Origin of the sequence: Ectobacillus panaciterrae DSM 19096 (assembly GCF_000430785.1) — a bacterium.
GTDB lineage: Bacteria > Bacillota > Bacilli > Bacillales > Bacillaceae_G > Ectobacillus > Ectobacillus panaciterrae.
In genome coordinates this window covers 1-12,771 of sequence record NZ_AUMR01000062.1, presented here as the reverse complement: position 1 = coordinate 12,771, position 12,771 = coordinate 1, and the positions used below count along the sequence as shown (strand labels likewise).

The window sequence follows — 12,771 nt, the reverse complement described above, 5'->3', positions numbered from 1 at the left end:
CTCCTCGTTTTTACTAATTCATGAGTTCTAATTTGTTGATAAGTTACATATGTTCACGCTTACATTTTCCCCGTTAACCATAAATCTTTGTCTTAAACTGCTTACTATCTAGCCCTTGTTTCAAACACATATCCATTATTTTGTTAGCAACAATTCCGGTGAAACTGTAAAAAATGCTTCCGTTTTTTCCTTTACCTCCTCCACTGTAACCCCTGCTTGAGTTTCCATAAGAACCATGCCTGCAGGGGTAAAATCAAAGACGGCCAAGTCTGTAATCAAACGGTGCACGACTTGCTTTCCCGTTAATGGAAGAGTACATTCCTTTTTGATTTTAGATTCCCCATGCTTGTTTACATGTTCCATAATCACCACAACTCGTTTTGCCCCATTGACAAGATCCATGGCTCCGCCCATTCCTTTAACCATTTTTCCTGGAATCATCCAATTGGCCAAATCTCCTCTTTCAGAAACTTCCATTCCACCGAGTATAGCAAGATCGATATGCCCGCCTCGAATCATGGCAAAGGATTCTGCACTATCAAAGAAAGAGGAGCCAGGAACCGCAGTGATCGTTTCTTTTCCTGCATTAATCAAATCAGGGTCTTCCTGTCCCTCTACAGGATAAGGACCTATTCCCAGTAGTCCGTTTTCCGATTGAAGCAGCACATTAAAATCATTTGGAATTTCATTTGCTACCAGAGTCGGAATCCCTATACCTAGATTGACATTCATTCCATCCTGAATTTCTTGTACAGTTCGTTTCACAATTTTTAAGCGAATATCGTTCATGTGTTTGCCTCCATTCAAATCAAATTTTTCTTTGTTAAAGTACAATGTTATTAATTTCAGTCAAACTATTATGAGTATCAGCAAGCAACACTATCCCCTAAGACAGCTTATACTAAACTGTTTTAACCGTACGTCGCTCAATTTTTTTCATATAATTTGAACCAAGCAAGACACGTTGAACATAAATTCCAGGGGTATGGATTTCATCAGGATCCAGCTCTCCTACTTCCACGATTTCCTCCACTTCTGCAATTGTGATTTTACCTGCCATAGCAGCTAAAGGATTGAAATTTCGTGCTGTTTTGCGGTAAATGAGGTTCCCGAGCTTGTCCGCTTTCCATGCCTTTACAAGGGCAAAATCTCCTACAATTCCCTCTTCCAAGATATATGTCCGACCGTTAAACTCCTTATGCTCTTTCCCTTCGGCAATAGGGGTTCCTACTCCCGTTGCAGTATAAAACCCTGGGATTCCAGCTCCTCCTGCACGAATTCGTTCAGCTAGCGTACCTTGAGGAACCAATTCCACTTCCAATTCCCCGCTTAAGAACTGCTGTTCAAAAATTTTGTTCTCTCCCACATAGGAGGACACCATTTTTTTGATTTGTTTGTTAGCCAACAGAAGTCCCAGCCCCCAATCATCTACCCCGCAGTTATTGCTCACGGCTGTTAAATCCTTTGTTCCTTGTTCTCTTAAAGCTTGAATCGCTTTTTCCGGAATTCCGCAAAGTCCAAATCCTCCAACGATTAAAGTCGCTCCATTTTGGATATCCTGAACCGCTTCTGTAAAAGAATTCATAATCTTGCTTTTCTTCATCAAACTATCTCCTTTCCACATAATCATTAAATTAACTTAATTTTTATCTGAAAATTAAAATTATTTATATATCTATGAGTTTACATTGGAAATTTCTATAAGTAAAATGAATAAAAAGAATACTTTATATGACTAATAGGAATAAAAGGGAGATGAAAATGGAGTTAAGAGACTTAAAATCCTTTATTGAAGTAGCGAACTATAAAAGCTTTACGAAAGCCGCATCGCATTCTTATTTATCTCAGCCTGCATTAAGCAAAGCAGTTAAAAAGTTAGAAGAAGAACTTCATGTCGAACTATTCGATCGATCCACACGTCAATTGAAGTTAACGGATGCTGGTAAAATCGTATACCAGCAGGGAGTAAAAGCATTGTTACCTTTATCTGAACTGACAACGCTTTTGGATGAATTAATGAACATAGAGGCTGGAGAAATCAAAGTTGGTATCCCTCCCTTAATAGGGACTTTGTTTTTTCCTTCTATCGCTAGAAACTTCAATGAACTATATCCAAAGGTATCCTTAGAATTAGTAGAGCTTGGGGCAAAACGTATAGGTGATTTAGTTGAGGAGGGACAAATAGATTTAGGGATTATTGTATTGCCGAGCGACCAAACTAAATTCAATATTAGCCCTTTTATAAAAGACGAATTCGTTTTATATCTTCATAAAGACCACTATTTAGCCGGGCAAAATGCTGTATCTTTAAATCAGCTAAAAGATGAAAGGTTTATCCTTTTTTCACGTGAATTTACGTTACATGACTATATCAGGCAAGAGTGTATAGCCGCTGGTTTTACGCCTATCGTCTCCTATCAAAGTTCACAATGGGATTTAATTATTGAGCTTGTGGCTTCGCAATTAGGGATTACTATTCTTCCTAAATCTATTTATTATAAACAAAACAACCCTAACATTAAGATTATTCCATTGATTCATTCCACTCTTACTTGGGAGCTAGGGATTATAACAAAAAAAGATTCCTATCATTCGTTTGCTTTGAGAGAATTATTGAAGCTTCTTGCTAAAGGGATTCAGGATGAATAATCCTTGTTCTGCTTCTGTCCACAAATTTCAACGGATTAAAAAGCTATTCATTTGTTAAAATGCTCATATTCATAAGAATAATATGATAAGGCACGAAAGAAAATAAAAGCGTATTACATGTCAATATCTAAAAAAGGATGTGCAGCATGAATAAAGAGAAAGAGAAAAAGTACACAGTCGTTGGTACTGATATTGAAGAAGTGAAACGTCTTAATAAGAATTCAGGCTTAACGTATAACCAAGTAAAAGAATTATTGGTAAAGCAAATGAAACAAAAGTAAAGTTCATATCTTTCAAAAGGGATTGCAAATCAAGCTTGAGAAGCTTCTTTTCCTATACAAGGTGTGATGATTAGGCTTAGTATTGTCTATGAGCAAAACTGAAAGAAGATGTTCCAAACCTTCGGAACATCTTCTTTCTGCTACAACGGAGGCAAATCTAGTTTACCTTCTTCAAATAACTCCTTGATCATATGCTTGGCATATCCTGTTGCTTGGGCAAATGTAATTTTTGCTGGCATCGGTGCTTCTTCTGCATCGACTACTACATCTATTATACATGGTCTATTTTGCTGAACTGCTTTTTGTAAAGCTGGTAAGAGTTCGTCAGGCTTTTCTACCCGGTATCCGATTCCCCCGCAAATGTCAGCGTAACTAGCAAAGTTGGGATTCAATAAATCTGTTCCAAATTCTATATTTCCCATCACTTCTTGTTCGAACTTAATCATTGCTATTTTATGATTGTTGAGTACAATCACTATAATCGGCAAATTGTACTTTACTGCAGTAACGAAGTCTGCCATTGTCATCGCGAATCCCCCGTCGCCGCAAACGGCAAACACTTGCTTATTTGGATAAGCTATTTTGCCTGCGATGGCGCCTGGCAATCCGCAGCCAAGGGTCGCAAGCCAACTTGAGATCACAAATTGCTGATTGGTCATACGCAAGTGGCGTGCAGTCCAGACTGTAACGTTTCCAACATCTACTGACAGCACAGCATCATCTTGAATGATTTGTTGCAGGGCATGCATGACACGTTGCGGTTTAATCGGAACAGATTCATTATCTTCCTGCTGATTCAAACGCTCCCACCAATTTTTCATCCTTTCCTGGCTGCGCTCTAGAAATATACGGTTATCGTTTCGGCTCACATGCTGCGACAGCCATTCCAATGTTTTTCCCGCCTCTCCAGCCAATCCGACATCCACTGGATAGCGTTTACCGATTTGTGCCGGATCAATATCAATATGAATCGTCTTCGCATGTTTCGGCAAAAAGCCCGTAAAAGGATAGGAAGTCCCAATCATAATGAGCGTATCCGTTTCCTGCATCGCTTCATAAGCCGCCTTTGTCCCGATCAAACCTAAGCCGCCAAGGCAGTAAGGATGCTCATCAGGAATGATGCCTTTTCCAGGTAAGGTTAACACAACTGGCGCTGCGATTTTCTCGGCAAATGATAAGAGTATGTCCCGTATGCCATGCGCGCCTTTCCCAGCAAGAATGACGGGACTCTCGGCACTCGCCAATATTTCCTTAGCTCGCTGCAGATCCTCTTTATCGGGAAGAACATCTTGTTTTACAAATAAACTGGAAGTCACACGCGCTTCCGGCCCGACTTCCATGCGCGGGATATCGTCGGGAATTGTAAGCACCGCTACTCCTCTTTTTGCATAGGCAGTTCGAATCGCTTGATTTACTACAGCTGGAAGCTGTTCAGCAGACATAATCCGCTGATTATAGACAGCTACATCATCAAACATTCGCTCTAGATTAATTTCCTGAAAGAAATCCGTCCCAATTAAATCTGATTCTACTTGCCCTGTAATTGCCAGCACCGGGACTTTATCGAGCTTAGCATCATACAATCCATTTAATAGATGTATTGCACCAGGACCAGCAATAGCCGTACATACGCCCAATTTTCCAGTTAATTTTGCATAAGCCGCGGCAGCTAATGCCCCCGCTTCTTCATGTCGTACCTGGATAAACCGAATTTGATCTTGTTTTTTACGGAGCGGCTCAATAATAGAATTGATGGAATCCCCAGGCATGCCATAGATATGATCAACGCCCCATTCAATGAGTAATTCAATTAACTTTTCACCTGCTGTTGGCTTAAACATCACATCTCTCCTTTTTAGCATATATACTAGTTTGGCTAGTATTTCATCAACATATGTAAAAAAGGGTTCTTTTAGGGGGGGAGAGCGCATCCGACTAAGTGTAGAAGCGGTCAAACCCTTTTCGTGGCCCATGCAGGGAGAGAGAGAGGGAGCGCAGTTTCCCTTTTGTTCTACGTGGCAAACGATAGATATGTCGGAATAACAAAGTGAACTTATATACTTAATGAATGAAGACGTGCGGGACTATTCCCCTATTGATCTGTATTCTAAGGTTTTCATCTCATTCACTGCAGACATGTCGGATATTTCTCGTTGCTCATGAATTGTACAGAAATAAGAAAAAGGCTATGAATGGCTTATGCTTCATAGTCTTTTTCTTATTTCTTTTTATAATTTCTTGATACGTATCGGACTTACCATCAAAATAGCAAGCAGAATTGCTACGTAAGGATTGCTATAAAGAAATAACCCCATACCTGCCATAATAAGTCCTGCGAGAGGAATGGGAATGCCCATGAAGTACCCGATTGTCGGTTTCGCGCTGAATCTCGCTAGTCTTAAGGCTCCCATTGCCGGATAAAGCATAAATGCAAGAGAGGTTAACAAAGAATGCGGAGACAATGTATGAAAAAGCAAAGCAGGGGCAACCCCGAAGCTGACGACATCTGCGAGCGAGTCCAATTCAACTCCCAATTCACTATTCACTTTTAATTTTCTTGCAATTCTTCCGTCGAATAAATCGAGCAAAGCAGCTAAAAAAATAAAAAGAGCCGCCATTCGCAAATAACCACTCATATTAAAGGTAATAGAAAATAGACCGCTTAATAAATTTCCCATTGTAAACAAATTAGGTACCCATTTGACAAATCGAGAGGACAATATAGCTCCACCTTTCCACAACTATAAAATCCAATAATTGCATTTCACATTTAGTTTATCTAATACTCAATAGAGTATTCATTGTCCGATACTTTTTTAGTAATTACCGCCTTCAGCTAAGACGTTACCTGTATTTTATTTTTTTTAAAACGGAAAATCGTTTCTTTTTGTCATGCTCTAACGACGAGCTACTGGACTTTCTATGCAGCCATTTATACACAATAGGAGTCGGGAATCGTCAAAGGAGGACACCGGTTATGAGAAAAAGGAAGAAAGAGCCTATGTTTTAAAGCGGAGCATTGTTAAAGGAGAAGTTAAAAGGATATTACGGAATGGACCTGGAAACAAGTCTGCAGTCAGTAAGCTTTGCAACAACGGAAAATCCTTATTTGCATGAGCACTTTCAAGAAGACTCAAAAGAAAATGAATAGGAGCGGACATTTCCGCTCCCGCCGTAATAAATTGGCTTCTATATACAAGTGAATAAAAAAACGTCTTTTTATTCATTTGTATATAGATGTAAAAAACTATTTTATTAAAAAAACTGTTGTTTTAGTCTAGCAATTACACATAATAATAGCTATTCCTTCTTAAGTGATTCAAGAATTGAATAAAGCTCCTCTAAATGTTTGATTTCATAATCAGGTACTACTTCATTTCGTTCCTTGTTATGGCGATTAATCCAAACTGATTTCATGCCGACACGAGATGCGCCAAGAATATCTGTCATTAAGTTATCGCCTACCATAATCACTTCATCTTTATGAAGTGACATAAGTGTTAATGCATGTTCGAAAATGGAAGGATCGGGCTTCCCTCTGCCAAATGCGCCAGAAATAACAATATGATCAAAGTATGGAGCAATCTCCGGTGTTATCTCTAGTTTCGTATTTTGCAAATCAGGTGAGCCGTTTGTTAAAAGCAAGAGCTGATATTTTCCTTTTAATTCATCTAGCACTTTGAACGTTTCTTCGTATACAAATGGGTTATTGCGACGCTCGGCAGGAAAGCGTTCCGCTAGCTCATAACCAAACTCGGGGTCTTCAATTCCCATTGCTTGTAATCCTCTTGTCCATGCTTCTTGACGATATGCTGGAACAATCCCTTTCATTTTCCGGAAATTGTCATCATCGTCTAAAAAGTTCCCCCACATTCCTTCGAATGGATTAATGCCAATCATTTGAGTAAAAGAATATGTTTCATAGGAGGAATAAAGTTCTCTCGCTTCTTTTCGAACAGCTTCTTCAAGCGCTTCAGGATCAATGCCGTATTTTTGTTGTGCCGCTCGGCAAGTTGCTGCAAAAGCTTCTTTTACACTCTTTTGATCCCAAAGCAACGTATCATCAAGGTCAAAAAATATTGCTTTAATCATTGTTGTATGCCCTCATTTCTTTTACTAATTATGTTCTTAAAAATTTTACTATGCAAACAACAGATTACAGGGAATTTGCTAATAAGTAAATAGAATTATACCGCATCTGATTAATCTATATAAATGCAACTAAAAAAATCGACATAAAACTTTTCTTTTAGGGGGGAGAGGTCATCCGGCTAAGCGTAGAAGCGGTCAAACCCTTTTCGTGACCCATGCAAGGAGAGAGAGAGAGAGGGAGCGCAGTTTCCCTTTTGTTCTATGTGGCAAACGATAGATATGTCGGAATAACAAAGTGGACTTATATAGTATGGAAAACCGAAAATTGATTACATATATAAAAATTATCAGTTCAACAATAACATACCTATTATTTGAAATATATCATCTAGATTCTAAAAAAATGTACTTCTTTCTCTGTTATAAAAATCTCAATTCATATTTAAAAATCTCACAATTATTTTATGAAAACCTAAATTATTTCCCGCTGAGAATAATGTTATAGTCGTAAGCAGAATACTCACCCTTCCATATTCCTTACACAAATTCTTTGTTATGTAACATAACCCATTTTCTTCGGCCTTGCTGATGAACCTCAATCGGAGTTTCAAAGAACTCACTCAATGTTTCTGTGCGCACAATTTCAGATGTTGCTCCCGCATCATACACCTTTCCTTGCTTCAATAAAAGGGTATGCGTAAAGCCTGGGAGGATTTCTTCGATATGATGTGTTACATAAATAAGCGTAGGTGAGTTTGGTTCTTGTGTAAGCTGATGAATCTTCGCCAGCAGCTGTTCCCTCGCCAATAAATCCAGTCCCGTACAAGGTTCATCTAGTATAAGGATATCCAGAGAAGCCATTAATGCCCGTGCAATCAGAATTCTTTGCTGCTCTCCTTGTGATAAAGTAGCGAACTGTCTTCCTAATAAACCTTCGCATCCTAATTCCTCTATACGTTCCACTGCCTTTTGAATATCTTCTGTTTCTACTTCCTCATGCAGTCCAATTGTGGCAAATTTCCCTCCCAGTACAATTTCCTCTGTAGTTTCATGGCCATGAAACTTGATCCAAAATCAGCTTGTCCTTTCGTTTCCAGGAAACGTCACGTATATTTAGTATCATACTATCCTCCCTCTTCTTTTACTTTATGTTTCAAATGCACATCTAAAGTCCTTTTATTCCCAAAAGCAGCACAAACAACAAAAATAATATAGGAAGATTCAAATAATAAATGATATTATAGCGAATTTATTACTTTATACTAAACATATCAGGAAATTTGTGCATTTTTCTTCACCTTATTGCAAAATCCTTATTCATACTTGTTATATCTGATATTTAATAAGCTATACTTTTACATATTTTCAGCATTTTTTACAAGCTTTGTGGTCAAAATGTGGTCAATGTATGATCGTTCATCTTCGCCCAATCCCTGCTTAAGAGTATCCATTGTCTACAGATAAAGGGTTCTGATGCAAAAGACCCGAGATTTCACTCGCTTAGTTCGTAGCGCCGACGTACATTGCTGTACAGAAAAGGAATCCGTATCGATGGTGATTCCCTTCTCGAGGGATCCTATGTTTGTTGCATCAGAACCACAATCAAAAAACACACCAAAAAAGAGATGGAAATCACCTCTTTTTAACGAAAAACTTAAACCTTTTTACTAAATGAAAGAAGATTCTTCTCTAAATTTAGTTCATAGTCTTTAGTTCATCTAATAATTGTCGAGAACGTTTGGCATTACCCTCAGCAAAATTTTGCAATCGGGCTTGCAGTTCTGCATTGTTATGTATACGTTCAGCGGTAATTAAATATGTTCTCATCATCTCATTTTCTCTTTCTAATGATGTCTGTAAAATTTGTTTTAGTGATTTCTTAGATAATTCATCTTCTCTGTCATGGTCACAATCATAATCGAGTTCATGGTTCATTCTAATCACCCCATGATTTTCTTCTTTTATGTTTTGTACATAACAACAACCCTTTATACAAAAGAGCTCAAACAAAAGGATAGAAGGGTTTAGAAAGCTGGATGACACCCACAACTAGCAGCAACCAGAGAATAAGAAAAAAGGCTTCATCTTCCCCTGAAGCCTTTTTTTCATGCTTAAAAAAATGTTCATAAAGGTGTACCTTTACGAAAAAAACTCTTATAGAGTAGCATTGTCTGTCTATACAGTGAGTAAAGGAAAGAATCATGTAAGAAATTCTAACAAACAATGATACATTATACGGGATCAATAGTATGATAGGTTAATATAAACCACACACAATGAAAGGGGCAGATTAATATGAAACTTTTGCTAAATACCTTCAAGAAGAATACCTTATGTATGATCGAAATCATTTATTTGTATCTATTATTTTTTTTCGTGGAGTTGCAAACTACTATCGAAATCCCCTTGAAAATAAAGTCACAATCTATACAACAGTAATCAATTAATGATCCAGTTAATATAGCCTTTTTTAAAAAATCTCTCATGGTTACTTCCATGAAAATTCGTTATTATTTTTTTATTCCGAATAAAAGTTGCCCATAGAGTAGGTAATTTTCATAATGGTTTGTCTATCTAGTTCTTTTTGCACCTGAACCAAATATCCCCTGCAAACGAACTTATTGTTCAGAAAACACTTAGAACATATGCCCAGCGTTTGAATATGATGTAGGAACGAAAGCCTAGAAAGGAATTCATTCAGATGGACGCATACTGCTTTCCTGTACCTATTCAAACCATGCTGATAACGGCTCCAAAAATCTCTATGGCTTATCCTCAAATCACATGGCTTCCCAACAGTATGATTCAGGATCACATTAACCGCGCAATTCTTCAAGAGGTATACAGAATGTTTCATTCAATAAACCAACAAGGATATTTTCAGCTCGGAAAAACAGAAGTATCGTCTCATTACGAAATAAAAAACAATCAAAGGGGCATCCTTAGCTTAACCTTAAGTAATTTTGCAAATATGTTCCCGATGGCTCATCCTATAGACAATCTTACTTCTTTAACTACAGATATTCGAACGGGGAAAATATATCAGCTAAAAGATTTATTTAAACCAAATAGCCCTTATGTTGAGCGGATATCAGAACATATTAAAGTTCAGATTAAACAACGCAACCTCCCGTTATTTAAAGAATTTGAAAGCATTCGTCCAAATCAAGATTTTCACATCGCCGACAAAGCGCTCATCATCTTTTTCCAAAGATATGAAATTGGCCCCCGCCCTCTCGGCTATCCGATGTTTCCGATTTCTATTTATGACCTTGAGGATATCATCGAAGAAGAGGGCCGCTTGGAATTATGATTAAAGATTGAAAAGTTTTTTCAAACAAATGACTTTGAATTCAATTAATCTGCTCCTTATACATTGATACCGCGAAAACAGCCCGGTCCTAATTGGACCGGGCTGTTTTCCTATACTTTTTTTGTTTTATAACTCCAAAACACTGCTCAACTTAACAGCAGAATGCTTATCCTGAAACATCCTAAACACAAAATCATTCTCAAACAGCAATACCGGATGTCCGTCTTTATCTTCAACAAGCATAACACGCGAATCCAGCATATTGTCTTTAACTTGCCCCTCGGTAACCCATTTTGCGATGTCGTGTTTCATTGGAATCATTTCTAGATCCACGCCGTATTCCGCTTTCATTCGATATTCAAAGACTTGGAATTGCAGCTCGCCGACCGCCCCTAAAATATAATCTCCGAAAAAAGGCGTGCGATAGAGTTGTACAGCTCCCTCTTGCACAAGCTGGGTCATTCCCTTATCAAAATGTTTATGTTTCATCGCATTCTTTGCCCGAACCTTCATAAACAGCTCCGGCGGGAATTTCGGCAATGCTTCAAACTTGAATAGATTACCGCCCTCTAGTAACGTATCTCCTATCTGGTAAGTCCCGGCATCATATAAACCGATAATGTCACCCGGGTATGCTTCATCTACCGTTTCCCGATCAGAGGCCAAAAATTGCTGGGATTGACCCAATTTCAGCTTTCTGCCCGTACGAGCAAGCGTAATTGTCATCCCTCGTTCGAATTTCCCTGAACACACACGAACAAACGCGATTCTGTCTCTATGTGCAGGATTCATGTTTGCCTGTATTTTGAATACGAATCCCGAAAAATGAGGATTATCGACACTGATTTCGCCAATAGAAGACATTCTTGGCTGCGGCGGCGATGTTAGCTGCAGGAACGCATCAAAAAATGATTGAACCCCAAAGTTAGCAATTGCACTTCCAAAGAAGACTGGGGTAAGCGTTCCATTTTTCACCTTTTCCATAGAAAAGTCGTTGCCTGCTTCATTTAATAAAGCAAGCTCTTCCGTAAGCGACGGCAAAACAGAAGGATCAATATGTTCAGATACTTGTCCGTTCGTATCCTCCCCATCAAAATCGATAAAGAGTGATTCCTCATTTCCGCGATATACCTCAATCTTCTTTTGGAAACGGTCATACGTTCCTTGAAATCTTTTTCCCATTCCGATAGGCCATGTAACAGGATAAGACTCGATACCCAGCACGTCCTCAATTTCCTCCAATAACGCTAAAGGATCCTTCCCTTCACGATCCAATTTATTGATAAAAGTCAGAATCGGGATTCCTCTCATACGGCAAACTTTAAATAATTTAAGCGTTTGCGCTTCAATTCCTTTTGTTCCGTCTATTACCATGACCGCACTATCAACAGCTGTTAAAGTACGGTAAGTGTCTTCACTGAAATCTTGGTGGCCTGGTGTGTCCACAATGTTGATATGATGATCTTTATAAGAAAATTGCATGACGCTCGACGTAACCGAGATCCCACGCTGCTTTTCAATCTCCATCCAGTCCGAAGTGGCATACTTCCCTGATTTCTTCGCCTTTACTGTCCCTGCTGATCGTATCGAGCCTCCAAGCAGCAATAGTTTTTCAGTTAAGGTTGTTTTTCCTGCGTCCGGATGCGAGATAATCGCAAAGGTGCGCCGTGAAATACTGTCTTTTTTGGATTGTACACTAGTCATAGCCTATAGTCCTTTCGAGTATGATGATTCAGATAAACGTTGCTTTTTACAGAATGTAAGGTGGCATTAGTCTGGTAAAAATTTTTCCTGTCTTTTATATGTATGATAAGTTAGAAGAGCAATTAAGATAAAAACTAAATTCTAACATGATTAAGACACGCTTTCAATGGTACGTTATAGATAAAGAACTGTCAACAGAGCCTTAGAGACCTCTATACAAGGAGTGAAATACGTTTTGGGGAGTATATTTGGAACAAGCGCCTAAGATATATAAAGGCATAACAACATAAAAAGAGAAGGGAGATCCCCTTCTCTCTCATTTCAATTATTTCTTTTTTACGTTCGTTGCTTGAGGTCCGCGGTTGCCTTGTTCTACATCAAAAGTAACTTCTTGACCTTCTTCTAAAGACTTGAATCCTTCGCCTTGAATAGCTGAGAAATGAACGAATACATCGTCTCCGCCTTCAACTTCGATGAATCCGAAACCTTTGTCAGCGTTAAACCATTTTACTTTACCGTTTTGCATGAAAAAAATCCTCCTAAAATGTACCTTTATGTACATATCCATTTTCACCATTTCACTAACAATCCAAAAGGCGTTAAAAAGCTGCAACCTCTGAGAAGATTTAACATTGCTATCCCCTACTGAAGTTACAGCTTATTTAAATCTCTATGGTATTAAAAGTAAAATGGTTTAAATCCACTATATCACGTTACGAACATAAAAGCAAA

At 38.4% G+C, this 12,771-nt stretch carries 12 protein-coding genes; 3 read left to right on the top strand and 9 right to left on the bottom strand.

Going from position 1 to position 12,771, the window contains the following annotated elements:
• Window positions 1-135 precede the first annotated feature (135 nt).
• Together H540_RS0115325 and H540_RS0115320 are read right to left on the bottom strand one after the other, a co-directional pair.
• The gene (locus H540_RS0115325; protein ID WP_028401414.1) at window positions 136-789 is read right to left on the bottom strand and encodes a CoA transferase subunit B; all 654 of its coding nucleotides are present in this window, start codon (window positions 787-789) and stop codon (window positions 136-138) included.
• A gap of 112 nt (window positions 790-901) precedes the next feature.
• Window positions 902-1,603 carry a CoA transferase subunit A gene (locus H540_RS0115320; RefSeq protein WP_028401413.1) on the bottom strand — a complete coding sequence of 234 codons (702 nt, stop codon included), beginning with the start codon at window positions 1,601-1,603 and terminating at the stop codon, window positions 902-904.
• Window positions 1,604-1,761: 158 nt separating this feature from the next.
• Here H540_RS0115320 and H540_RS0115315 point away from each other — a divergent pair, with 158 nt between their 5' ends.
• Together H540_RS0115315 and H540_RS35225 are read left to right on the top strand one after the other, a co-directional pair.
• Window positions 1,762-2,649 (top strand): LysR family transcriptional regulator, encoded by an 888-nt coding sequence (locus tag H540_RS0115315; protein WP_028401412.1) that lies wholly within the window; start codon window positions 1,762-1,764, stop codon window positions 2,647-2,649.
• Between the two features lie 146 nt (window positions 2,650-2,795).
• The gene (locus tag H540_RS35225) at window positions 2,796-2,930 is read left to right on the top strand and encodes a hypothetical protein (RefSeq protein WP_034671106.1); all 135 of its coding nucleotides are present in this window, start codon (window positions 2,796-2,798) and stop codon (window positions 2,928-2,930) included.
• A 140-nt stretch (window positions 2,931-3,070) separates the two neighbouring features.
• Here H540_RS35225 and H540_RS0115305 read toward each other — a convergent pair whose 3' ends face one another.
• From H540_RS0115305 to H540_RS0115280, 5 genes are all read right to left on the bottom strand, one after another.
• Window positions 3,071-4,771 carry a pyruvate oxidase gene (locus H540_RS0115305; RefSeq protein ID WP_028401410.1) on the bottom strand — a complete coding sequence of 567 codons (1,701 nt, stop codon included), beginning with the start codon at window positions 4,769-4,771 and terminating at the stop codon, window positions 3,071-3,073.
• 387 nt (window positions 4,772-5,158) lie between these two features.
• Window positions 5,159-5,650, bottom strand: a complete 492-nt coding sequence (pssA, locus tag H540_RS0115300) for a CDP-diacylglycerol--serine O-phosphatidyltransferase (RefSeq protein ID WP_028401409.1) — start codon at window positions 5,648-5,650, stop codon at window positions 5,159-5,161.
• Window positions 5,651-6,230: 580 nt separating this feature from the next.
• The gene (locus tag H540_RS0115290) at window positions 6,231-7,022 is read right to left on the bottom strand and encodes an HAD family hydrolase (RefSeq protein WP_028401408.1); all 792 of its coding nucleotides are present in this window, start codon (window positions 7,020-7,022) and stop codon (window positions 6,231-6,233) included.
• Window positions 7,023-7,559: 537 nt separating this feature from the next.
• The gene (locus H540_RS29845) at window positions 7,560-7,997 is read right to left on the bottom strand and encodes an ATP-binding cassette domain-containing protein (RefSeq protein ID WP_425388130.1); all 438 of its coding nucleotides are present in this window, start codon (window positions 7,995-7,997) and stop codon (window positions 7,560-7,562) included.
• 720 nt (window positions 7,998-8,717) lie between these two features.
• On the bottom strand, window positions 8,718-8,957 hold the full coding sequence (locus tag H540_RS0115280; RefSeq protein WP_028401407.1) for a hypothetical protein: 240 nt from the start codon (window positions 8,955-8,957) through the stop codon (window positions 8,718-8,720).
• Between the two features lie 913 nt (window positions 8,958-9,870).
• Here H540_RS0115280 and H540_RS0115270 point away from each other — a divergent pair.
• Window positions 9,871-10,335, top strand: a complete 465-nt coding sequence (locus H540_RS0115270) for an RsiV family protein (protein WP_245592255.1) — start codon at window positions 9,871-9,873, stop codon at window positions 10,333-10,335.
• Window positions 10,336-10,461: 126 nt separating this feature from the next.
• Here the strand turns inward: H540_RS0115270 and H540_RS0115265 are convergent, their stop codons facing one another.
• Both H540_RS0115265 and cspD read right to left on the bottom strand, forming a co-directional pair.
• Complete coding sequence (locus H540_RS0115265; protein ID WP_028401405.1) at window positions 10,462-12,039, bottom strand: peptide chain release factor 3; 1,578 nt, start codon at window positions 12,037-12,039, stop codon at window positions 10,462-10,464.
• Window positions 12,040-12,364: 325 nt separating this feature from the next.
• The gene (cspD, locus tag H540_RS0115260; RefSeq protein ID WP_028401404.1) at window positions 12,365-12,565 is read right to left on the bottom strand and encodes a cold-shock protein CspD; all 201 of its coding nucleotides are present in this window, start codon (window positions 12,563-12,565) and stop codon (window positions 12,365-12,367) included.
• Window positions 12,566-12,771: the final 206 nt, after the last annotated feature.

What these genes read in the sequence shown, in the direction of transcription:
- H540_RS0115315 (WP_028401412.1), top strand. Translation starts at nt 1,762, where the DNA reads ATGGAGTTAAGAGACTTAAAATCCTTTATTGAAGTAGCGAACTATAAA.
- H540_RS0115265 (WP_028401405.1), bottom strand. Translation starts at nt 12,039, where the DNA reads ATGACTAGTGTACAATCCAAAAAAGACAGTATTTCACGGCGCACCTTT.
- H540_RS0115280 (WP_028401407.1), bottom strand. Translation starts at nt 8,957, where the DNA reads ATGAACCATGAACTCGATTATGATTGTGACCATGACAGAGAAGATGAA.
- H540_RS0115320 (WP_028401413.1), bottom strand. Translation starts at nt 1,603, where the DNA reads ATGAAGAAAAGCAAGATTATGAATTCTTTTACAGAAGCGGTTCAGGAT.
- H540_RS0115270 (WP_245592255.1), top strand. Translation starts at nt 9,871, where the DNA reads ATGTTTCATTCAATAAACCAACAAGGATATTTTCAGCTCGGAAAAACA.
- H540_RS0115290 (WP_028401408.1), bottom strand. Translation starts at nt 7,022, where the DNA reads ATGATTAAAGCAATATTTTTTGACCTTGATGATACGTTGCTTTGGGAT.
- H540_RS0115325 (WP_028401414.1), bottom strand. Translation starts at nt 789, where the DNA reads ATGAACGATATTCGCTTAAAAATTGTGAAACGAACTGTACAAGAAATT.
- H540_RS35225 (WP_034671106.1), top strand. Translation starts at nt 2,796, where the DNA reads ATGAATAAAGAGAAAGAGAAAAAGTACACAGTCGTTGGTACTGATATT.
- H540_RS0115305 (WP_028401410.1), bottom strand. Translation starts at nt 4,771, where the DNA reads ATGTTTAAGCCAACAGCAGGTGAAAAGTTAATTGAATTACTCATTGAA.
- cspD (WP_028401404.1), bottom strand. Translation starts at nt 12,565, where the DNA reads ATGCAAAACGGTAAAGTAAAATGGTTTAACGCTGACAAAGGTTTCGGA.